Origin of the sequence: Chryseobacterium hilariae (genome assembly GCF_051400735.1) — a bacterium.
GTDB lineage: Bacteria > Bacteroidota > Bacteroidia > Flavobacteriales > Weeksellaceae > Chryseobacterium.
The window spans coordinates 174,552-195,371 of sequence record NZ_JBLFFJ010000004.1 but is presented as its reverse complement, the minus strand read 5'-3'; the positions used below and the strand labels follow the sequence as shown (position 1 = coordinate 195,371).

The following is a 20,820-nucleotide window of genomic DNA, read 5'->3' as shown; positions in this document are numbered from 1 at the left end:
AGTAACTTTGTTAAAGCTAATGAACATGACCATGAAATTTTTCACATTATTGATAGCACTTCTTGTGGCAAATTTTACATTTGCCCAGCAAGATGTTGAAGAAAGGGATGATAACCCGATTACGGAAATCAATAAAAATCTTTTAAAAATAGATATCAAGGAACCTCTTTTGCAGGTGGCGGTGAAAAACTGTAAAGATTTCAAGCCGGCAGCTTTTGAAGGCGGTGTAACGGTTTATAAAGAAACCTTGCAAAAATTTATGTACGATTACCTAAATTCAGATTTTTATGTCCTGAACGGAGATTTTACATTTACTCTCACCATTGATCAGGCCGGAAAAGTGACCCATATTGAAGGAACTCCTAAAGTAGCCAATAGCACTTATTTTTTTGATGATATGAAATATGTAGTAAGAAGAATCAAAAAGAACTGGATTCCCGCTTCGTGTAACGGTCAGCCTGTTGCTTCACAGATCAAAATTAAAATGCATTTCTCTTCAATCGCTACAGATTTATAAACTACTCAGATGAAAAAATACCTTTTATTATTACTTTTACTATGCATCGGAATTAAAAGCTTTTCTCAAAATACGTCCCCGGTAGAAGTAGCTTCATATACCCAGAAAGCAGAATTTTCCGGTGGAGATGAGGCTTTCCGGAAACAATTTATGGATATGCTTTACGCTTATGTTGATACCCAAAGCTACGCCATCAATGGTAAAATAACTTTTTTAATCAATATTTCACCGGAAGGTAAAATGAACAAGCTTGACGTTGTCCCTAAGATTAAAAACAGTGAAATGTTTATTGATGATGTAAAATATGCTATGAAGAAGATCAAAGGAAAATGGACACCGGCCATGTATGGTGATACTCCAGTTGATTCTAAAATGATCATCAAAGTTAATTTCAGTGCCAATGCATATGATCATGATTAGAATGCTATTTGCATTATTGGTTATATTTTCCCTGAAGTTATCAGGACAGGAAGCTGTGCAAAATTCTTCGAAAGAAGCTATGCCGGGAGGAGTGAACAGTTTCAGAGCAGAAGTGGCTAAACAAATTGATCTCAGTGGTTTCGTCTGGACGCAGCCCTTTAAGCTCGTAGTAAATTTCTCCGTGAGCAAAGAAGGAAAAATGGAAAATATAAAACTGCAGGAATCTTCCGGAAATGCTGAATTTGACCAAAGAATCATAGACGGAATCAAAAGGATTAGAAAGAAGAAATGGACACCTGCAAAGAGATACGGAGAGCCGGTTGAGTCTTTTTATACCCTTCCGTTAAACTTTAATCCTCCCAAATAATCTCCTGCCATTCTGTCACAATATTTTGTATCTTTGCAGACTAATCTGTTTGGGATTTAAAATTCATCACGATGCTTTGAAATTTAAATGCTGAGCATTGAACTTTAAAACGATTATTGTGCAGGAAAAATATATAGACGAAACAAAACAGGGAGAAGCTTTTGCTATCGCTGAAAGACCTGAGAATTCTAAAAAACTCTTTTTAGAAAGCTATGGCTGTCAGATGAACTTTTCTGATTCTGAAATTGTTGCATCTATTCTTAATGAGCAGGGGTACAATACAACCCTGAAAGTAGAAGAAGCAGACCTTATCCTTTTAAATACATGCTCCATCCGTGAAAAAGCGGAGCAGACCGTAAGAATGCGTCTTTCACAGTTCAAAAACCTGAAGAAAGAAAAACCCAATATGACGGTGGGTGTTTTAGGATGCATGGCCGAAAGATTAAAAACTAAATTCTTAGAAGAAGAGCAGCTGGTAGACCTTGTGGTAGGCCCTGATGCCTACAGAGACCTTCCCAATCTTCTGAAAGAAACAGAGGACGGCAGAGATGCCATCAATGTCATTCTTTCAAAAGAAGAGACCTATGCAGACATCAATCCGGTCCGTTTAGGTGGAAATGGGGTTACAGCTTTTGTAACCATCACCAGAGGTTGCGATAATATGTGTACCTTCTGTGTAGTTCCTTTTACCAGAGGTAGAGAAAGAAGCCGCGATCCGCATTCCATCATTAAAGAATGTAAAGACCTCCTAAACAATGGATACAAAGAAATAACCCTTTTAGGGCAAAATGTAGACTCATACTTATGGTACGGAGGAGGCCCGAAAAAAGATTTTGTTAAAGCTTCCGAAATGCAGAAAGCTACGGCTGTTAATTTTGCACAACTGCTTGATTTAGTCGCTAAGGCCGTTCCTGAAATGAGAATCCGGTTCTCCACTTCAAATCCTCAGGACATGAGCCTTGAAGTGTTCAGAATGATTGCAAAACATGATAATATCTGTAAATATGTTCATCTTCCTGTACAGAGCGGCAGCAACAATATGCTTCTGGCGATGAACAGGCAGCATACCCGTGAAGAATATTTAGATTTAATTAAAAAAGCGAAGGAAATAGTTCCCGATATTGCTTTTTCACAGGATATGATCATCGGTTTCTGCAATGAAACAGAACAGGATCACCAGGATACCTTAAGCTTGATGAAAGAAGTGGAGTATGACTACGGTTATATGTTTGCTTATTCCGAAAGACCGGGAACGCCAGCCCATAAAAAAATGGAAGACAATATTCCTGCTGACGTAAAGCAAAAGCGTTTGGCTGAGGTTATTGCCCTTCAGGGTGAGCTGTCCAGAAAAAGAATGGAATCTTACGTGGGAAGACATCATCAGGTTTTGATCGAAGGGATCTCCAGAAAAAATAAAAACCAGTGGAAAGGAAGAAACTCACAGAATGCAGTCTGTGTTTTCGATATGCTTGAAGGACAGAAAATAGGTGACATTGTGGACGTTTTTGTCTATGGCAATACACAGGGCACGCTTTTAGGGAGAACAGCTGAATAAATTTAAAGTCTTGATCAAAACGGTTTGTTTTCTTGCTTTATTTTCTTTCGTGCTGATGTCCTGTCAGACTGAGAAAGGCATAATTAAATATCCCGCAACAGTAGGAGATATTGAATTTGATGAAAAGCTGGATGATCCCGATTTTAAAAAATGTACTCCTGAAAAGCTGATCAGTCTTCAATATTACCAGGGAACAGAAGGGTTTGCCTATAAAGGAGAGAAGCAGGCTATTATAGAAAAACTGCAAAAAGAAAAAATATCTTCCGAAACTAAGTTGACCGGTTATATTACCGTAAGATTTTTAGTAAATTGTGAAGGAAAAACAGGACTGTTCAGGGTTCAGCAGATGAATGCGGATCTGAAAGAAATAGTTCCGGATAAAGAACTGGCAGGCAAGCTGCTGCGGTTTACGAAATCGCTGGACGGATGGATGTCAAAAGAGATAAAAGGTTTTAAATCAGGCTATTATCAGTATTTAACCTATAAAATTGAAAATGGAAAAGTTTCAGAGGTATTACCTTAGCTTTTTGTTGCTTATCGTTTACACTAATACTATTGCACAGGTCAACTGTAATGCAGTAGAGGGTGAGGACTGCAAAAAAGCCTGTGAGTTATACAACTGGGCTTCAGACAGGCAGGGAAGCAGGGAATCCCAGGAAGCTTTTGATAAAGCCATTGGCCTTTGTCCCGATTTCTCCAATTCTTATATGGAAAAAGCTGTTCCATATCTTAAAAGCGGAGATTTTGTAACCTGGAAAATACTCATTGATAAAGCTGTTGCCGCAGATCCTAAAATGCACTTAGGATACAGGGGCTGGTGCAAATTCCAGTTTTTGCGGGATTATAATGGGGCAATCCGGGATTTAGAGGAATTAAAAAAATACTATCCTGATGATCTGGGAAGATCTTTAAACGGAGATTATCATTTAGAGGTGGTGAAAGCCTTGTCTTACAGTGCCTTAGGACAGAAAGAAAAAGCGGTTGGGATCATTGAAAATCTTCTTGTATCAAGGGGCTATTTCAAGGGAATGTATGATCACTATCAGCTTGGAGTAACCTATTTTGAGCTGGGTAAATATGATAAAGTCTTAGAAAATTTCGAAAAGCAGAGCAAAGAAAACAACTTTGCCGAGAATATATATTTTAAAAGTAAAGTTTCTAAAATCAGGAACAAAGATTATTTGGATTTAAAAAAGTTAGCATTAATGACTTATGATGAAGGAAAGACCATGAAAGATGTCTACACTCATCACTTCAACAAAATCTACAGAAAACAGATAGAAGAGCTGTAGATTATTAAATCAATAATCAAAAATTTACTTATGAGCAACGACTTACAAAACATAAAAAACCGCTTTGGAATTATTGGGAATTTCCCGGCACTGAACCGCGCTTTAGAAAAAGCAATCCAGGTTGCCCCCACGGATATTTCCGTTTTGGTGATCGGAGAAAGTGGTGTCGGAAAAGAATTTATCCCGAAAATCATTCATTCAGAATCCAAAAGAAAACACCAACCCTATATTGTTGTCAATTGTGGTGCGATTCCAGAAGGAACTATTGATTCTGAACTGTTCGGCCACGAAAAAGGAGCATTTACAGGAGCTACAGCAACCAGAAAAGGATATTTTGAAGTAGCAGACGGAGGAACGATCTTCCTTGATGAGGTAGGGGAACTTCCCCTGCAGACCCAGGTTCGTCTTTTGAGAGTGCTGGAAAGCGGTGAATTCATGAAAGTAGGTTCTTCCCAGGTTCAGAAAACCAATGTGAGAATCGTGGCGGCTACCAATGTCAATATGATGAAAGCCATTCATGATGGAAGATTCCGTGAAGACTTATTTTACCGTCTGAATACCGTACAGATCGACATGCCGCCTTTACGGGAGAGAAAAGGGGATATTCACTTACTGTTCAGAAAATTCTCTATAGATTTTGCAGAAAAGTACAGAATGCCGGAACTGGAATTGGAGCCAAGTGCCGTTCATTATATTGAAAACTATAGTTTTCCGGGAAATATCCGCCAGCTGAGAAACCTGGTAGAGCAGATGACCGTAGTGGAAAGAAACAGACAGGTAACAGTCGAAAAACTTGCTGAATATATTCCTATGGAAACCCATCTTCCAATGGTTGTGAATAATCAGAATGCCCAAAAGCAGAATGATTTCGGAAGTGAAAGAGAAATTATGTATAAAATTCTCTTTGATATGAGAAGTGATATCAACGACTTAAAATCACTCACCTCAGAATTGATCAAAAACAGAGGAACTGCTGATCTCAGCAACCAGGAAAAAAACCTGATCAACAGGATCTATTCTGCAGAGCAGACACAACCGGTCAGCCAGAATTCACTGCTGTATTTCGAGGATAAATCGCCGGCAGTACAGTCTTCGCCTACTATTATTTCAAATGCTGATGACAGCTATGAAGATATTGAAGATATTGAAATAGAAGAAAATAAGCCAGAATCCTTATCCCTTCAGAATAATGAAAAGGATTTGATTATTAAGGCATTGGAGAAGCATAAAGGACGCAGGAACAGAGCTGCGGACGAACTTGGGATTTCACAGAGAACTTTATACAGAAAGATAAAACAATATAACTTAGAAGACTAATAAACAGAAATGAAGAATCGGGAAGTACTTAGCATTTGTAGGAATCATTATTTCCCTGCTTGTAATTATAGCATGCAGAATAAGAATGCTGTTTTCCATACCTTTGGGAATCCGTATGAAGTCTGTAAAGATATATCAGAGAAATAAAAAACGGTATGAGTAAATTAAAAATAATAGTTGGGTTTGTAATTCTTTCGCTGTTTCAGCAGTGTTACTCTTTTACAGGATCATCATTGACGGATGAAAAAACCGTCCAGATCAATGAATTTCCTAATAATGCAGCGCTTGTGAATCCTACCCTTTCCCAGCAGTTTTCTACAGATATCCAGAACAGGTTTCTGCAGAGAACCACATTAAAAGGAACAAAATCAAATCCTGATATTCTGATAGAAGGTGAAATTTCAGATTATAATTTTTCGCCGACTACCATCAGCTCCAATACACTGACAAACCCTTCAGGAGGTGTCGTACAGCAGGCACAGAGCAAGCTGACGATCAGTGTAAAAGTGCATTATGAAAACAAAATACATCCGGATTCCAGTTTCGACAGAACTTATTCGGATGAAGTGGTTTACAACAGCGACCTGAGCCAGAGCCAGATAGAAACTTCCCAGGTGAAGCTTGTGACAGACAGAATTATTAATAAGATATTTAACGATATTGTAGCCAATTGGTAAGATGAATCCCAGAGTTTTAGAATTATTAAAGAGTCCCAAAAATATACAGTCAGAAGATCTCGGTCTTTTGAAAGAAGAAATACATGCTTTTCCTTATGTACAGAACATCAGGGCGCTTCATTTGTTTGGGGTACACCTCTATGATAAAGAAAACTATCAGAAAGAACTTTCCACAACCGCCGCTTATACTACAGATAAGAAGCTCCTTTACCAGTTGATCAACGGTAAAATTCAGCGTGAATCCAAACCTGAAATTGCAGAAGACAAACAAGTTTCTAAAACACTGGAAAAACCTGTAAAATATTCTTACAAAGAGAAAGCATTCCCTATAAAAAGAGATGGTTCTCCCGAAAAAAAGGAAAACAAATATGAAGAGGCAGCAGGTATGATACAGCCTGCACAGGAAATTAAACATATTCATGTCAACGGAGAAAGAAACAGAATTCTATTTGAAGGAGAAGAAAATTTCCTGAACGAAGTACATTCTGAAGTAATAGATCTTGAGTCTACACTGGAATCAGGCGTATTGGTTACCCAGAAAAACGAGCCAGTAAAAGAAAATCTTAACGAAGAGGTTACTGTACCCGAACCGGCCCAGGATGAAAACGGGCTGTCCGTAGATTCAGAAGCCGGAGTAGAGTTCACTCCTGAATTGATTGTTGAAGAAAATAAGATTGACAGTCCGGCAGAAGAGCTGAAAATAAATAAAGATGATGAGCTAAGCTTCCATGAAGTAGAAACTTTGACTCCAGAAAAGGAACCAGCTGAACAGACAGTGGAAAATGAAGTTATTGAAGAAGTGACTGCTGAAACAAGTCCGGAACTGGAAATTACTTATGAAGATGCTCATGCTGATGAACCCCATGCTGAAATCAGCTTCCACGGAATGGATGAGTTCTTGCCAGAAGTTAAGATCCAGGGAAATAATGATGATATTGCTGTAGTTCCCGACATTGCAAAACCGAATGTGAATAAGCATGAGGAAGAAATGAGACGCCTCATTGAAGAAGTGGAGAAAAAAATGAAAGAAGCACAGCCCGCAACAAAGGTTGAAAATGAAGAGAAGGAAACTGCCGATCATGAGATCAGTTTTGCTGAAACACAGAGCTTTCATTTCTGGTCCACTGAAAAAGAAGAATCAAAAACTGAAGAACCCGTAACACAAACAATAGAAAATACGGCAAAACAGCCAGCTTACAATGAAGAGCCTGTAGTAGAAATTCAGGAACAAGAAGAAGAACAGGAAATAGTTGTACAGGAAGCTTCTGTATGGAAACCTATGAGCCTGGAACCTACTTTACCTGATTCTATGATCAGCCATGCCGGCGCAGTTCCCGCAGCTAAAACAGAAGCTCCAAAAGAGGAGGAAACTCCGATAATTGAAGAGAAAGAAGGCGAAATTCTTCCACAAACAATAGTTGAAGAGCCTCAAAAAGACCCTGAAACAGCTCCAGACGAAAAACTTCCTGTTGCAGAAGAAGAAGCACCTGAAATTGCAGAAGAAAAAGATGAAGAAATTGAAAATTCAGAAGAAGTGACCGAAACAAAAATGCCGAAAGAAGAAGCGCCGGTTATGAATGTATCTTTCTTTGGTACCGATATTTCAAGCCTGGCAGTACAAAAGGCAGCGAAAGAAGAGCCCGCTCAGGAAATCAAAACAGAAAATACCGAACAAACACAGGCTGACAGCAATGTGCCCGGATTTATCAATACTTGGCAGAGCTGGCTTAAGATTGGCAGAACAGAAGAAGTTGTTGAGAAAGAAAAAACTCCGGTTCAGGAAATGGTTATTGAAGCCTTCATCGAAAATAATCCCAAAATAAGTCAGTTAAGAGACGAAAGCACCTACGTTGTCAAAGAAAAGAATGATGACATCTCTCATTTAATGACAGAAACGCTTGCCAATCTTTATTTCGAGCAGAAACTCTACACTAAAGCTATTAAAGCATTTGAAATTCTGATCAATAAAAACCCAGAAAAAAAGGAATATTTCCAATCTAAGATCAAGGAAATAAAAGATTTCAGAAGTAAAAGCTAAATAGGCTAAAAAAATATATTAAAAAGGCTGATCACAGAAAAGTGGCCAGCCTTTTTTTTTATATAGTATCAGTGGTACTTTTAGTGCCACGCAGTTTCCGCCATGCTTTCCGTCCGAAGATAATAACAAGAATAAGCAGGATGATCGCAAAAACAGCAGCGATAACCGGTGCAGCCATTGCCAGTATAGACATGATTCCCGCTCCTGCGGTTTCAGTAGTTCCTACAACAGAATTTCCCAGTCCACCCGTTGTCGCAGTAGAAGCTGCCCGGATTCCTGCAAAACCGGAACTGATGGTAGCAGCTGTTCCGCCTCCCGCAATTAAAGCAAGCGCCCACTGCGGAAAAGTTCCAAGATCAGCAAACTGGCTGGCAAACAAAACAGAGCCGGCTACAGTAGCCAAAGGAACCGAGACCGTATCCAGCAGATGATCTACAAACGGAATGTAATACGTTAAAATTTCAGCGATTGTCGCAATTCCGGTAGTAATTAGTGCCGGAAGCCCCGAAAGCCATTCAAAATGCTCATTCATCGGGATCCAGTGAAAATAAGAAGCGAGACTTACCGCAAACATCGGCAGAAAAACTCTAAAGCCTGTAGCAGCAGCCAATCCTATACCTATAAAGGCGCTCAGTATGTAAGGAAAATAGGGAACATGATCTAACATTTTAATTTTCAGATTTATTGTTTCCCCTAAAATTACAAAAACTATGCAAGATTTTGTAAAAAATAAATACTTGTAGATTTTATAACAACAACTTTCCGGAATCATCTGTGAAAATTTGTGCCATCTGTGGTTAAACATATCTTCAGGCTTTACAACAGTTTACACAAGATGATTTCGTTGGGAAATTACTACACTGTTATATTGCTACATCATTGAGGCTTCTTCTGCATATGACAAAGCTTGATGAACTGCTCTTCCACTTCCTGAAACTTAGCAGGCATTTCTGGGGAAACCCAAAACATCATAGCCAATGTTTTTTCTCCGAAAGCCTCCTTAAACAGATCTTTATTCAAACGATAGCACTCTCTTAAAAGCCTTTTTACCCGATTCCTGTAAACGGCCTTTTTGAAATATCTTTTAGAAACAGATACCCCGAACTTGTGGTTTTCCACTTCCAGATTGGGTTTATCCTTTAGAATGATGATTCTAAGATTTCCACAGCTCCTCCATTTGCCTTTTTCAAAAAGTAAAGCAATCTCAGTATTTTTTTTGAGTTTTTCTTCTCTGGAGTATTTAAAGTTCTGCATTAATCTTGTTTCACTAGATAATTAATCACCTCAGCTGCTGCATACAATCCGAAGATGGCAGGGATATAGCTGATAGTGCCGTAGAAAGACCTTTTGTAGTTAGCTCCGTCCGTCATTTTCAAACTTTCTTCCTGCTGAAGCTCATTCGAGAATACACACCGGAAACCCTTATTGATCTTTTCTTTTTTAAGTCTTTTTCTGATCTGTCTGGCAAGAAAACAGTTCTGCGTTTTGCTGATATCCCTTACCATCACTTTACTGGGGTCTGTTTTTCCGCCGGCTCCCATAGAGCTGATCAGTTTTATTTTTCTTCTTTTGGCTGCTTTAATTAAGCACAGTTTTGGAGTAACGCTGTCGATACAGTCCAAAATATAGTTAAACTTATCAGAATCAATAACTTCGTCCATTCTTTCCGGATTGAGGAATTCATTGATCTTGACTAAATTAATTTTCGGATTGATGTCGAGAAGCCTTTCAGCAACGACTTCCACCTTATGCTTTCCCACCGTGGAATGCAGTGCAGGAAGCTGTCTGTTGACATTAGTGATGTCTACCGTATCACCGTCTACAATAGTCATATTTCCTACGCCCGCTCTGGCTAAAAATTCTGCGGCAAAAGAACCTACGCCGCCTAAGCCTATTACCAGTACATTTGCTTTATTAAGTTTTTCCAGCCCTTCTTCTTTGATCAGGAGTTCTGTTCTCTCCAGCCAATACTTATCCATTCTTTATCTTGTCTAAATTTTCTAAAATATGTTCATTCAGTTTTTCCAAAGAAATACCCTTTAATTCTGAAACTTTTGAATATAATTCCTCGATGTTAAAATATTCATTATCAGTTTCTAAAAACATTCTGTTCAAAGGAGTGCTTCTTACGATATCCTGCAAAGATAGATGATACAAAACAGCTTTTCCAAAACTCAAATAAAAATTATTTTTCAGAAGGTCTTCCGCTATCCGCTGCTTTTTATTAAAACCATGAATGATAACCGCCTGTTCAGCCTTCTTCTTAAAAGAAATGACCTCATAAAATTTTCTTACACAGTGAATAATCAGAGGTTTTCTTACTTCATTGGAAATCATAATTTGTTTCAGAAAAACCTTCTCCTGGATATTCTGAGGTATCGGAACGATGGAATCCAGTCCGCATTCACCGATGGCCAGGCAGTTTTCTGAAATATTGGATTGCAGCCATATGAACTGTTCCTTCAAAGAATCCGCAACAATATCTTTAGGGTGTATACCTATAGAATATGGTGAATCCGGAGGTAATGCCCCGAAGTCTATACTGTAGATTCCGTACAGATTATTTTTCTTATGATGGTGAAAATCAAAAAAATCCATTCACAAAAGTACAACTATCCAGAATTAATTTAAAATTATTAAACGAACGTTTATAATTTTGTTAAAAATTTCTTAACTTTACTCAAAGTGCACTTCATGAGAAAAAAATTTACAGAAAAACAGATCCATATTTTGGACATTGCTGAAGAGCTTATTGCCAAAAAGGGATATGAGGGAACCTCTGTAAGGGATATCTGTTCCAAGGCTAACATTAATGTGGCCATGATTTCCTATTACTTCGGGTCCAAAGAAAAAATGATGTCTTATCTCTATCAGTACCGCGTGCTGAAGACCAGAGAGAATTTTTCCGAATTTGCAGATACCATTAAGGATGGCAAACCGGAAATGCAGCTCAGGGAAATCATCAAGTACATTGTTTCCCAACTATTCAAATACAATTATTTCCACGGGTTTGTGACGCAGGAGCTCAGGCATACCGAAAACTTAAAAGATGAGCTGCTGGATTTTTACCAGCTGTTTGTGAAGAAACTGGATGACGTGATTAAAAAAGGTGTTGCTTCGGGGGTATTTACCTTTACGCCAAAACCGGAAGACATCCTTACCATGATCATTGGCTCTACATTATTTGTCATCAGAAATAAAAATTTCTATGAGCTGTATGTACCGAGCAAAAATGAAGAAGCTTATACCAAAGAAGCAGAGAAAAAAGTAAGGATGAATCTTTTAGTCAGCGTTTTTGCGATTTTAGGATATGCTGCAGACTAAATTTACGTTAAATATTCATAAAAAAAAATCTATTGACAAAAAAGTTATATTTTTGCAAATTAGTAAATCGGCTGTATCATCCGAAAACTGTTGAATTTTTTATATGAAAAAATATATTTTAGGTCTTTTTGCAGTGGCAGTTATTTCCTCATGCGTAAGCCAGCAGGAAAAAGCAATGAAGAGTGCTGACAAGAATTTTATCTTAAAGGCGGCTAATGATAATTTTGCCAAAAAGAAATGGAAAAATGCATTGGCTCTGTATGACAGGCTTACTAACCTCGTTGCAGGAACTGATGATTTTCCTAATGTAGGTTTTAATACTGCTTATGCAAACTATTATGACAAAAGCTATAAACTGGCAGGACACCAGTTTAAAAACTTTGCCGTAAACTTTCCTAAAGACCCAAGAGCAGAAGAAGCGGCTTATATGTCTGCATTGTGCTACTACGAAGGTTCTATGGATTATAACCTGGACCAGTCTACTACAGAAACAGCGATTAATGAGCTTCAGGATTTCCTGACCAATTATCCAAATTCTGAAAGATCTAAAAATATCAGCCAGCTGATTGACGAACTGTCTTATAAATTAGAATTTAAAGCATATGAAAATGCCAAACAGTACTTCAAAATGGGAGAGTATAAAGCAGCTAATGTAGCCTTTGATAACGTATTGGAAGATTTTCCAAGTACGAAACTTCGTTCGAAGATCTATGATTATATTATGAAATCACGCTATGAGCTGGCCCTAAAGTCTGTTTATGACCTTAAAGACGAGCGTATAGAAAGCGCTCTTGCTTATACAAAGCTGGTAGAAAAGGAACTTCCGAACACGGAATATTCTAAAACAGCAATAGAACTTAGAGCAAAACTGACAAAAGAAAAAGAAAACTTTGCTGTCGTTAAAAAACAGACCGAAGCAAGAATTGCAGCATTAACGGCAAGACAGAAAAAGGAAGCTGAAAAGATGGCAGAAAAAGGTAAAGCTGAGCAGCAGATCAAAGATCAGATCAGCAATGAAAAGAAGGCAATGCAGATCCAGAGGGATAGTGCAGCGCTTCAGACCCCTCCGCCGGCAGCCACTTTCAAAATCCAAAGATAATTCGTAAATTTGCCACCTTATTAATAAAATAATTTTCTCAAAATGAGTGTAAAAGATACAAAAGCAGAAGTAAATACTATTACTTACGATAAAGACAAGATTGAAGATAAAGTAGGTTCAATCTATGAAGCTATTGTTATCATGGGAAAGAGAGCAGAACAGATCAACGCAGAGATCCGTACGGAGCTTCACAATAAACTGGACGAATTTGCTGTGCACAATTCTACATTGGAAGAAGTTTTCGAAAACAGAGAGCAGATCGAAATCTCTAAACATTATGAAAAACTTCCTAAGCCTACTTCTATTGCTATCGAAGAATGGCTGAATGAAGATATCTATTTCAGAAAGACAGAAGACAGAAAATAATTATTTGTGTTTTTTATATATGAAGGTCATAAAGGAATTCAGTTCTTTTATGACCTTTGTCTGTTTATACCTGTCTTTGTGCGAAAAAATAAGTAATTTAGTATTTCAAAAATTAAAACTAAATGAGCGTTTCCGGTAAAAAGATACTTATCGCTGTTTCTGGGGGAATTGCGGCCTATAAAATTCATTTCCTGATCAGGGATTTTGTAAAAAAAGGAGCCGAAGTTCAGGTGATTATGACACCCGATGCAGAGCAGTTTGTAACGAAATTAAGCCTTTCAACCCTTTCAAAAAATCCTGCATATTCAGATTTTTATAGTGATAACGGTACCTGGAACAGTCATGTGGAGATGGCCTTGTGGGCAGATGTAATGATCATTGCTCCATGCACCGCCAATACATTAGCCAAGATGGTTCACGGCATGTGTGACAATCTCGTGATTGCTACTTATATGTCTGCGAAATGCGCTGTATTTATTGCTCCGGCAATGGATCTTGATATGTATGCGCACCCTTCCACGAAGCAGAATATTGAACTGGCAGAAGATTACGGCCACATCATCATTCCTGCTGAAACCGGTGAACTGGCCAGTGGATTGGTAGGACAGGGAAGAATGGCAGAACCGGAGACCATCTTTAAAACTGTTGATAATTTCTTTACTTCCGGAAATCATACCAAGAGCTTAGAAGGAAAAACGGTGTTAATCACGGCCGGACCTACCTATGAAGCTCTTGATCCCGTAAGATTTATTGGTAACCATTCCTCGGGCAAAATGGGCTTCTCCCTTGCTGAAGAAGCCTCAAAAAGAGGCGCAAAAGTTATTTTGATATCAGGACCAAGTTCACAGAAGACAGATGATGAAAATATCCAGCTTCATAAAGTAACTTCTGCTAAAGAAATGCTGAATAAAGTTTTTGAATTTTATGATCACGTGGATATTGGTATTGCAAGCGCTGCTGTTGCAGACTATGCTCCAAAAGAAGTAGCAAAAGAGAAAATTAAAAAGAATGATGATAATTTAACCATTGAACTGGTTAAAAATCCCGATATTCTTAAAACAATGGGTGAAAAGAAAACCCATCAGTTTTTGGTAGGTTTTGCGCTGGAAACCCAGAATGAAGAAGAAAATGCCAAAGGAAAGCTGGAGAAGAAAAACCTCGATATGATCGTGCTGAACTCGCTCCGCGACGAAGGAGCCGGCTTTAAGAATGATACCAATAAAATCAAAATATTCACCAAAACAGAGAAAAAGGAATTTGATCTCAAATCTAAAGATGAAGTAGCTGCAGATATTCTGGATTTTGTTGAGGCTCAACTTTTAAAATAATTTTAATAAATTTCCGTTCTCAATTTTTAATAGATAATGAAAAAAATCATAAGCTTATTCTTACTGCTTTTTATATATAATCTGAGTTTTTCCCAGGAATTGCTTGCAACCGTGCAGATCAACTCCCAGCAGCTGGGAGGAAGTAACCAGCAAGCCTATAAAGCCCTGGAAAAAAGCCTTAGAGACTTTATCAATAATACCAGCTGGACGGGGAAAAAACTTCAGAATTTCGAAAAGATCAAATGTAATTTTGCAGTCGTTATTGCCGAAAGAGACGGAAACCGTTTCAAAGGAAGTATTGTAATCCAGGCTGTGCGGCCCGTATTCAGTACCAGCTATGAGTCTCCTCTGATTAATCTTCAGGACCAGAGATTTGCATTTGAATATGTGGAAAATGAAAACCTTGTATTCAATGAAAGACAGTTCTCAGGAAAAAACCTCATTGACGTCATCAGCTTTTATGTGTATGTGATTTTAGGCTATGATGCAGACAGCTTCCAGTCTATGGGAGGATCACCGTGGTTTGCAAAAGCCCAGCAGATTGCCCAGAATTCCCAAAACAGAAATTATGAGGGATGGAATGTCATCAACGAGCCGCGAAGCCGTACCATCCTGATCAATGAGATCATCAACCCGAACTGGAGCCAGCTGCGTTCCACGATGTATACCTATCACAGAGCAGGTTTGGATAACCTGTTCAACCAGGATCAGACCGCTGCGAAAAAAGTCATCTTTGATGCCCTTTTACAGCTGAAAAGATATGAAAACTCTTTCCAGCAGTCCTATTATTTTAATCTGTTTCTGGATAACAAAAGTGATGAGATCTTTAATGTTTTCAATTCCGGAAACAACGGAGGAATAGTCATGAACGACCTTAAACAGCTGATGATGACCCTTTCTCCAAAAAACTCGGAAAACAAATGGAACAAGTGGAAATAAAGACCCTTTGCTTCAAGTTATTGAATACTTAATTCTATATTTGCATTACTTAAAGTAATCAGCTATTTATCCATGCTTTCGAGAATTTACATTAAAAACTTTGCTTTGATTGATACTCTTGAAGTATCATTGAATAACGGTCTGCAGGTAATCACCGGTGAAACCGGAGCAGGAAAATCCATTATTTTAGGAGCTTTAAGATTGATCCTTGGCGAAAGGGCGGAAGCTAAATCGATTTCTAAATCCGATGAGAAGAGCATTGTAGAAACTGAATTTGATCTGAATAACCAGTTCAAAAAATTCTTTATTGAAAATGATCTCGATTATGAACATCAGACCATCATCAGACGGGAAATTCTTCCTTCCGGAAAATCCAGGGCATTCATTAATGATGTCCCGGTAACCCTTGATGTACTTAAAGAATTATCTTCAAAACTAATTGATATCCATTCGCAGTTTGAAACCTCGAACCTTTTTACCTCAGAATACCAGTTTAAAATTATTGACGGCCTTTCTGACAATAAAAAAACTATTGAAGAATATCAGAATGAATTTTCTGACTTTCAGAGTTTAAAAATGCAGCTTAAAAAATTTCAGACCCAGCTTTCTGAAAACAGAAAAGAAAGCGATTATAAAGAATTTCTCTTAAACGAGCTGGAGGAACTGAAACTGGATGATGTAGATTATGAAGACCTTCAGAACCAGCTTTCCATCCAGGAAAATGCTGAAATGATCTCTGAAAATCTGGTGCAAATCCTCTCGAGATTTCACCAGGAAGAAGTAGGGATTCTCTCTTTCTTCAACGAAGCCAAAAGTAAACTGTCAAGAATTTCTGAAGTTTCAAACAGCTTTTCAGAACTAGATGAAAGACTGGAAACTTCTTTTGTGGAGCTGAAAGATATTATTTCGGAGCTTGAAAATGAATCGGAAAGAATAGAGATCAATCCAGCCAATCTTGCTATCCTTGTTGATCTTAATAATAAAATCAATGCCCAGTTTCTAAAGCATAACGTTTCTGATATCAATGAATTGAAAGAACTCAGAGACCAGCTTGCAGGGGAACAGAAAGGTGCTTCAGAACTCGAAGATTATATTGCTGAGATTGAAGAAAGTATCTCCAAAAAAGAAAAAACACTTCAGTCTTTAGCCGAAAAACTTTCAAAAAACAGAAAGAAATCTATTCCTGTCTTTATCAAAAAAGCAGAAGGGCTTCTTAAAAAATTAGGTCTTGAAAAAGCCAGAGTTGATATTGAACTTCAGGATACATCTGAGTTTAATGCGTTTGGTAAAGAAAATATACAGTTGCTGTTTCAAGCCAACTCCGGCTTCCCGTTAAAGCCAATCCAGACTGCTATTTCCGGCGGTGAAAGATCGCGGGTAATGCTTGCGGTGAAAAAGATTATTGCCGAAAGTGATGAGCTTCCAACCCTTATTCTGGATGAAATAGATACCGGAGTTTCCGGGAAAGTGGCAGAAGAGATTGGAAACCTGATGCGGGAAATGTCCGCCGATATGCAGCTTATTGTTATTTCCCACCTTGCACAGGTTGCGGCTAAAGGAAATAACAACTACAAAGTGGTCAAACATGATATTTCCGGTAAAACACAGTCTACCATCATTCCTCTGAATGACGAGGAAAAACTGAACGAGATCGCCCAGCTTCTCTCCGGAAGCAAAATTACCGAGGCTGCTCTGGCACAGGCGAAAGAGCTTATTGGCTAAAAAACTGTAACATATTTTACATTATACTGACTAATGTAAAAAACTAAATATGTTTGTAAAGTTCCTCAGGCTTGAAATCAAGAGCTTTTTCCGTGGTACTTCTGTAGGTGTGAATCTTGCCATGAAGATCCTCCGTTTTATAGGAATCCTCTATTTTATGGCATGTCTGGCGGGAGGTGCATTTGCGGTATTCTTCTATGTACGGGACGAGATGCATCAGGATCCTTTAAAAATGGTTTCAAAGTTTTTAGTGGTTACCTGGGCACTGGACCTCATTCTGAAATACATCTGGCAGGAAATGTCGACCCAGAATATCAAACCCTTTCTTACCCAGAATATTCCCAAGAATACGTTGGTCAATTATATGCTCGTGAAGACCTTTCTTTCGGCGTTAAGTTGGCTGAACTCCCTGTTCTTTATCACATTTTCCGTCATTGCGCTGTTCAATGGATATAGTGTGACGGGTATTTTGACCTGGTTTATCGGGATTTCCTTTTTGTTTTATCTTAATAATTTCATTAATATTCTGTTTAATGATAAGGAAGCAGTAGCCATTATCATAGGACTTCTATTTGCTGTGGTTGCCGGTCTTGGGTATTATAATATCGTTCCTGTACTTTTTTACTCAGAAAAATGGGTTTATGCTTTTTATCACAACCCTTATTTTATTATAATTCCTATAGTCCTGTTTTTTAGTTTATGGCGAATATGTTTTAGGTATGTTCGTAAAGAGTTTTATCTTGATCAGGGGCTTGAAGCTAAAAAACAGTTCGGGAAAACAGAAAATATTGCTTTCTTAAACAAGTACGGCGTTATAGGAACCTTTATCAACAATGATATTAAAATGCTGAGACGGAATAAAGTAACAAAAGGTATTCTGATCGGAAGCTTTTTCTTCCTTTTTTACGGATTGCTGATGTATACGTCTGTGATTTATAAAACGCCAGCCATGATGATGTTTATGGGACTATTTGTAACCGGAGGTTTCCAGTTTCTTTTCGGACAGCGGGTTCCTGCTTTCGACAGTTCTTACTATCCGCTGATGATGACACTGAATGTTCCCTACAAAGAATATCTCAAGGCAAAATGGTGGCTAATGAATATTGTGACGGCAGCTTCAATCATTATTGCATTATTTTATGCCTACTTCGGCTGGGAAGTTTATATCACTTTTTTTGCAGCCGGGCTTTATAATATCGGAGTGAATTCCCAGCTTACCCTTTGGTCCGGAGCATTTAACAAAACCCAGATCGATCTTAATTCAAAGGAAAAAAGAATAGGACAGAAAAACAGCTTTAACCTGAAATCCATGCTCCTTTTGATTCCGAAAATGCTGCTTCCAATGGGTGTTTTTGCCCTCTCAAAATATTTCTTTGGAATGACGGCAGGAGTTGTAAGCATTGCCGTTTTTGGACTTATAGGGTTCTTCCTCAGAGAAAAAATATTCGATATCATTGTCAAACAATATAAACGCGAAAAATACAGTACGCTGGACGCATTTAAAAACAAAGACTAACTATGATTACTATCAATAACTTATCCAAGACTTACGGAACTGCCACAGTTCTTAATATTGAGCATCTTGAAATTCCTAACGGTGAAACTTTTGGACTGGTAGGAAATAATGGAGCCGGAAAAACTACGCTTTTCAGCCTTATGCTTGATCTGATACAGCCTACGACGGGATTTGTAAGCATCGAAGATATCAAAGTCAATGAATCTGAAGCCTGGAAAAACAAAGTCTCTGCTTTTGTAGATGATACTTTTCTGATCGGCTATCTGACACCTGAAGAATATTTCTATTTCATAGGAGAACTGAGAGGGCAGAATAAAGCTTCCATTGATGAATTTCTAAAACCCTTCCATGATTTTTTCAATGGTGAGATTCTCAATTCAGGAAAATACGTCCGTGATCTGTCAAAAGGGAACCAGAAAAAAGTAGGAATAGTAGGAGCTGTCATCGGAAATCCGGAGATCATTATTCTTGATGAACCTTTTGCGAACCTAGATCCTTCCACCCAGATCAAGCTGAAAAATTTGATCAAAGAACTTTCAAAGCAGGATGGAGTTACTTTCCTTATCTCAAGCCATGATCTTTCACATACCACAGAGGTCTGCAACAGAATTGTTGTTGTGAATAAAGGACAGCTTGTAAAAGATATAAAGACCAATCCGGAAACGTTGCGGGATCTCGAACAGTACTTTGCAGATCAGGTTTCAATGTCTTCGGCAGTTAATTTATAATAAAAAGGCCGGGAAAATCTTCCCGGCCTTTCCATCAATTATGAAATTATACAATTGGAATGTGTTTTAAGATTTTGAATATCAGTATTTTATAAAAAATTTAAAAAGCCTCAGAACTCCTGAGGCTTTTCTATCATTTAATCTCTATATATTAAATTTATTTCAGGCTTCCTACCATGTTTTCAGGCTTTACCCATTCGTCAAACTGCTCAGCAGTTAAAAAACCGAGGTTTACAGCTTCTTCTTTTAGAGTAGTTCCGTTTTTGTGGGCTGTTTTTGCAATTTTTGCTGCATTTTCGTAACCGATATGTGTATTTAAGGCAGTAACAAGCATTAATGATTTGTCCACCAGTTCTTTAATTCTCTCATGATTCGGTTCAATACCTTCCGCACAGTGATCGTTGAATGAAATACATGCATCAGCAATTAACTGGGCAGACTGAAGGAAGTTGTACGCCATTACTGGTTTGAAAACATTAAGCTCATAATTCCCTTGTGTTCCTGCAAAAGAAATCGTGGTATCGTTTCCAAGAACCTGAGCACAAACCATGGTCATCGCTTCATTTTGTGTAGGATTTACTTTCCCCGGCATAATAGAAGATCCCGGCTCATTTTCCGGAATATGAATTTCCCCGATTCCCGAACGCGGTCCTGAAGCCAATAACCTGATATCCTGAGCAATTTTAAATAAAGAAACAGCCAGCTGTTTTAAAGCTCCGTGAGATTCTACGATGGCATCATGAGCAGCTAATGCTTCGAATTTATTCTCTGCTGTGATGAACGGATGATTTGTGAATTTTGCAATATATTCAGCTACTTTTACATCATAACCGGTTGGAGTGTTAAGTCCTGTACCTACCGCTGTACCGCCCAAAGCAAGCTCAGAAAGGTGAGGAAGTGTATTTTTTAAAGCTCTTAATCCAAATTCAAGCTGAGCTTTGTATCCTGAAAACTCCTGTCCCAGGGTAAGTGGAGTAGCATCCATGAGATGTGTTCTGCCGATCTTTACAATATCTTTAAAAGTTTCTGCTTTGGCAGCAAGGGTATTCTTTAATTTTTCAACAGCCGGAATGGTTACTTCCACCACTTTCTTATAAGCAGCAATATGCATGGCTGTGGGATAAGTGTCGTTGGAAGACTGTGATTTGTTCACATCATCATTCGGATGAATTTCAGACTTATCACCTAAAGTTCCTCCATTATTGACGTGGGCTCTGTTCGAAACAACCTCATTGATATTCATATTCGATTGCGTTCCCGAGCCAGTCTGCCAGATTACCAATGGAAACTGGTCATTCAGCTTTCCTTCAAGAATTTCGTCGCATACCTTAGCAATCATATCTCTTTTCTCTGCAGAAAGAACGCCAAGATCAGTATTGGTGTAAGCTGCTGCTTTCTTTAAATAAGCAAAAGCTTCAATGATTTCGTGGGGCATAGAACCTTCAGGTCCTATCTTAAAATTGTTTCTTGAACGTTCAGTCTGTGCTCCCCAAAACTTATCTGCAGGTACCTGAACTTCTCCCATAGTGTCCTTTTCGATTCTGTAATTCATTGTGATTGAAATTTTTATAAAGTTAATTATAAACGCAGAATCCCGCAATTTATAATCATTATA

General features: G+C 38.2%; 22 protein-coding genes. 17 read left to right on the top strand and 5 right to left on the bottom strand.

Translation table 11 applies throughout. The annotated features are described in order from the left end of the window. Window positions 1-25 precede the first annotated feature (25 nt). From ACMGDK_RS13410 to ACMGDK_RS13370, 9 genes are all read left to right on the top strand, one after another. Window positions 26-517 carry a hypothetical protein gene (locus tag ACMGDK_RS13410; RefSeq protein WP_436808424.1) on the top strand — a complete coding sequence of 164 codons (492 nt, stop codon included), beginning with the start codon at window positions 26-28 and terminating at the stop codon, window positions 515-517. Between the two features lie 9 nt (window positions 518-526). Further along, window positions 527-937 (top strand): energy transducer TonB, encoded by a 411-nt coding sequence (locus tag ACMGDK_RS13405; RefSeq protein WP_436808423.1) that lies wholly within the window; start codon window positions 527-529, stop codon window positions 935-937. Continuing rightward, window positions 930-1,304: an energy transducer TonB gene (locus ACMGDK_RS13400; RefSeq protein ID WP_436808422.1), complete on the top strand. Its 375-nt coding sequence runs from the start codon at window positions 930-932 to the stop codon at window positions 1,302-1,304. Before ACMGDK_RS13405 ends, ACMGDK_RS13400 begins: the two co-directional genes overlap by 8 nt. Window positions 1,305-1,422: 118 nt before the next feature. After that, complete coding sequence (miaB, locus tag ACMGDK_RS13395) at window positions 1,423-2,859, top strand: tRNA (N6-isopentenyl adenosine(37)-C2)-methylthiotransferase MiaB (protein ID WP_223557783.1); 1,437 nt, start codon at window positions 1,423-1,425, stop codon at window positions 2,857-2,859. A gap of 10 nt (window positions 2,860-2,869) precedes the next feature. Beyond that, window positions 2,870-3,382 (top strand): hypothetical protein, encoded by a 513-nt coding sequence (locus tag ACMGDK_RS13390; RefSeq protein WP_436808421.1) that lies wholly within the window; start codon window positions 2,870-2,872, stop codon window positions 3,380-3,382. Beyond that, the gene (locus ACMGDK_RS13385) at window positions 3,354-4,151 is read left to right on the top strand and encodes a tetratricopeptide repeat protein (RefSeq protein WP_436808420.1); all 798 of its coding nucleotides are present in this window, start codon (window positions 3,354-3,356) and stop codon (window positions 4,149-4,151) included. The genes ACMGDK_RS13390 and ACMGDK_RS13385 overlap by 29 nt, the downstream gene beginning before the upstream one ends. Window positions 4,152-4,181: 30 nt before the next feature. Then, complete coding sequence (locus tag ACMGDK_RS13380; protein WP_436808419.1) at window positions 4,182-5,468, top strand: sigma-54 interaction domain-containing protein; 1,287 nt, start codon at window positions 4,182-4,184, stop codon at window positions 5,466-5,468. A gap of 155 nt (window positions 5,469-5,623) precedes the next feature. Then, complete coding sequence (lptE, locus tag ACMGDK_RS13375; protein WP_436808418.1) at window positions 5,624-6,145, top strand: LPS assembly lipoprotein LptE; 522 nt, start codon at window positions 5,624-5,626, stop codon at window positions 6,143-6,145. Window position 6,146: 1 nt separating this feature from the next. Beyond that, a complete protein-coding gene (locus ACMGDK_RS13370) occupies window positions 6,147-8,183 on the top strand; it encodes a DUF8458 domain-containing protein (protein WP_436808417.1) in 2,037 nt (678 codons plus the stop codon). Between the two features lie 58 nt (window positions 8,184-8,241). Here ACMGDK_RS13370 and ACMGDK_RS13365 read toward each other — a convergent pair whose 3' ends face one another. The 4 genes from ACMGDK_RS13365 to ACMGDK_RS13350 all read right to left on the bottom strand — a co-directional run bounded on the left by ACMGDK_RS13365 (window position 8,242) and on the right by ACMGDK_RS13350 (window position 10,781). Then, window positions 8,242-8,850: a DUF4126 domain-containing protein gene (locus ACMGDK_RS13365; RefSeq protein ID WP_436808416.1), complete on the bottom strand. Its 609-nt coding sequence runs from the start codon at window positions 8,848-8,850 to the stop codon at window positions 8,242-8,244. Between the two features lie 209 nt (window positions 8,851-9,059). Beyond that, complete coding sequence (rnpA, locus tag ACMGDK_RS13360; protein ID WP_436808415.1) at window positions 9,060-9,437, bottom strand: ribonuclease P protein component; 378 nt, start codon at window positions 9,435-9,437, stop codon at window positions 9,060-9,062. Then, window positions 9,437-10,162 (bottom strand): tRNA threonylcarbamoyladenosine dehydratase, encoded by a 726-nt coding sequence (locus ACMGDK_RS13355; RefSeq protein WP_436808414.1) that lies wholly within the window; start codon window positions 10,160-10,162, stop codon window positions 9,437-9,439. The genes rnpA and ACMGDK_RS13355 overlap by 1 nt, the downstream gene beginning before the upstream one ends. After that, window positions 10,155-10,781 (bottom strand): TatD family hydrolase, encoded by a 627-nt coding sequence (locus ACMGDK_RS13350; protein ID WP_436808413.1) that lies wholly within the window; start codon window positions 10,779-10,781, stop codon window positions 10,155-10,157. The genes ACMGDK_RS13355 and ACMGDK_RS13350 overlap by 8 nt, the downstream gene beginning before the upstream one ends. A 96-nt stretch (window positions 10,782-10,877) precedes the next feature. Here ACMGDK_RS13350 and ACMGDK_RS13345 point away from each other — a divergent pair, with 96 nt between their 5' ends. The 8 genes from ACMGDK_RS13345 (at window position 10,878) to ACMGDK_RS13310 (ending at window position 19,205) form a co-directional block, all read left to right on the top strand. After that, on the top strand, window positions 10,878-11,507 hold the full coding sequence (locus ACMGDK_RS13345) for a TetR/AcrR family transcriptional regulator (RefSeq protein WP_073328854.1): 630 nt from the start codon (window positions 10,878-10,880) through the stop codon (window positions 11,505-11,507). A 103-nt stretch (window positions 11,508-11,610) separates the two neighbouring features. Next, complete coding sequence (locus ACMGDK_RS13340; protein WP_436808412.1) at window positions 11,611-12,606, top strand: outer membrane protein assembly factor BamD; 996 nt, start codon at window positions 11,611-11,613, stop codon at window positions 12,604-12,606. 42 nt (window positions 12,607-12,648) lie between these two features. Then, complete coding sequence (locus tag ACMGDK_RS13335; protein WP_027372958.1) at window positions 12,649-12,972, top strand: DNA-directed RNA polymerase subunit omega; 324 nt, start codon at window positions 12,649-12,651, stop codon at window positions 12,970-12,972. A gap of 122 nt (window positions 12,973-13,094) precedes the next feature. After that, on the top strand, window positions 13,095-14,300 hold the full coding sequence (coaBC, locus tag ACMGDK_RS13330; RefSeq protein ID WP_436808411.1) for a bifunctional phosphopantothenoylcysteine decarboxylase/phosphopantothenate--cysteine ligase CoaBC: 1,206 nt from the start codon (window positions 13,095-13,097) through the stop codon (window positions 14,298-14,300). A gap of 36 nt (window positions 14,301-14,336) precedes the next feature. Further along, window positions 14,337-15,239, top strand: a complete 903-nt coding sequence (porD, locus tag ACMGDK_RS13325) for a type IX secretion system protein PorD (protein WP_436808410.1) — start codon at window positions 14,337-14,339, stop codon at window positions 15,237-15,239. 72 nt (window positions 15,240-15,311) lie between these two features. Further along, on the top strand, window positions 15,312-16,961 hold the full coding sequence (locus tag ACMGDK_RS13320; RefSeq protein WP_436808409.1) for a DNA repair protein RecN: 1,650 nt from the start codon (window positions 15,312-15,314) through the stop codon (window positions 16,959-16,961). 49 nt (window positions 16,962-17,010) lie between these two features. Then, window positions 17,011-18,477, top strand: a complete 1,467-nt coding sequence (locus ACMGDK_RS13315; protein ID WP_436808408.1) for a DUF5687 family protein — start codon at window positions 17,011-17,013, stop codon at window positions 18,475-18,477. Window positions 18,478-18,479: 2 nt separating this feature from the next. Beyond that, window positions 18,480-19,205, top strand: coding sequence for an ABC transporter ATP-binding protein (locus ACMGDK_RS13310; RefSeq protein ID WP_436808407.1), 726 nt, complete (start codon window positions 18,480-18,482; stop codon window positions 19,203-19,205). Between the two features lie 157 nt (window positions 19,206-19,362). On the opposite strand, the gene fumC is transcribed toward ACMGDK_RS13310, so the two are convergent. Beyond that, the gene (fumC, locus tag ACMGDK_RS13305; protein ID WP_436808406.1) at window positions 19,363-20,757 is read right to left on the bottom strand and encodes a class II fumarate hydratase; all 1,395 of its coding nucleotides are present in this window, start codon (window positions 20,755-20,757) and stop codon (window positions 19,363-19,365) included. Window positions 20,758-20,820 lie beyond the last annotated feature (63 nt).

What these genes read in the sequence shown, in the direction of transcription:
- ACMGDK_RS13410 (WP_436808424.1), top strand. Translation starts at nt 26, where the DNA reads ATGACCATGAAATTTTTCACATTATTGATAGCACTTCTTGTGGCAAAT.
- ACMGDK_RS13405 (WP_436808423.1), top strand. Translation starts at nt 527, where the DNA reads ATGAAAAAATACCTTTTATTATTACTTTTACTATGCATCGGAATTAAA.
- ACMGDK_RS13400 (WP_436808422.1), top strand. Translation starts at nt 930, where the DNA reads ATGATTAGAATGCTATTTGCATTATTGGTTATATTTTCCCTGAAGTTA.
- ACMGDK_RS13385 (WP_436808420.1), top strand. Translation starts at nt 3,354, where the DNA reads ATGGAAAAGTTTCAGAGGTATTACCTTAGCTTTTTGTTGCTTATCGTT.
- ACMGDK_RS13380 (WP_436808419.1), top strand. Translation starts at nt 4,182, where the DNA reads ATGAGCAACGACTTACAAAACATAAAAAACCGCTTTGGAATTATTGGG.
- lptE (WP_436808418.1), top strand. Translation starts at nt 5,624, where the DNA reads ATGAGTAAATTAAAAATAATAGTTGGGTTTGTAATTCTTTCGCTGTTT.
- ACMGDK_RS13370 (WP_436808417.1), top strand. Translation starts at nt 6,147, where the DNA reads ATGAATCCCAGAGTTTTAGAATTATTAAAGAGTCCCAAAAATATACAG.
- ACMGDK_RS13365 (WP_436808416.1), bottom strand. Translation starts at nt 8,850, where the DNA reads ATGTTAGATCATGTTCCCTATTTTCCTTACATACTGAGCGCCTTTATA.
- rnpA (WP_436808415.1), bottom strand. Translation starts at nt 9,437, where the DNA reads ATGCAGAACTTTAAATACTCCAGAGAAGAAAAACTCAAAAAAAATACT.
- ACMGDK_RS13355 (WP_436808414.1), bottom strand. Translation starts at nt 10,162, where the DNA reads ATGGATAAGTATTGGCTGGAGAGAACAGAACTCCTGATCAAAGAAGAA.
- ACMGDK_RS13350 (WP_436808413.1), bottom strand. Translation starts at nt 10,781, where the DNA reads ATGGATTTTTTTGATTTTCACCATCATAAGAAAAATAATCTGTACGGA.
- ACMGDK_RS13345 (WP_073328854.1), top strand. Translation starts at nt 10,878, where the DNA reads ATGAGAAAAAAATTTACAGAAAAACAGATCCATATTTTGGACATTGCT.
- ACMGDK_RS13340 (WP_436808412.1), top strand. Translation starts at nt 11,611, where the DNA reads ATGAAAAAATATATTTTAGGTCTTTTTGCAGTGGCAGTTATTTCCTCA.
- ACMGDK_RS13335 (WP_027372958.1), top strand. Translation starts at nt 12,649, where the DNA reads ATGAGTGTAAAAGATACAAAAGCAGAAGTAAATACTATTACTTACGAT.
- coaBC (WP_436808411.1), top strand. Translation starts at nt 13,095, where the DNA reads ATGAGCGTTTCCGGTAAAAAGATACTTATCGCTGTTTCTGGGGGAATT.
- porD (WP_436808410.1), top strand. Translation starts at nt 14,337, where the DNA reads ATGAAAAAAATCATAAGCTTATTCTTACTGCTTTTTATATATAATCTG.
- ACMGDK_RS13320 (WP_436808409.1), top strand. Translation starts at nt 15,312, where the DNA reads ATGCTTTCGAGAATTTACATTAAAAACTTTGCTTTGATTGATACTCTT.
- ACMGDK_RS13315 (WP_436808408.1), top strand. Translation starts at nt 17,011, where the DNA reads ATGTTTGTAAAGTTCCTCAGGCTTGAAATCAAGAGCTTTTTCCGTGGT.
- ACMGDK_RS13310 (WP_436808407.1), top strand. Translation starts at nt 18,480, where the DNA reads ATGATTACTATCAATAACTTATCCAAGACTTACGGAACTGCCACAGTT.
- fumC (WP_436808406.1), bottom strand. Translation starts at nt 20,757, where the DNA reads ATGAATTACAGAATCGAAAAGGACACTATGGGAGAAGTTCAGGTACCT.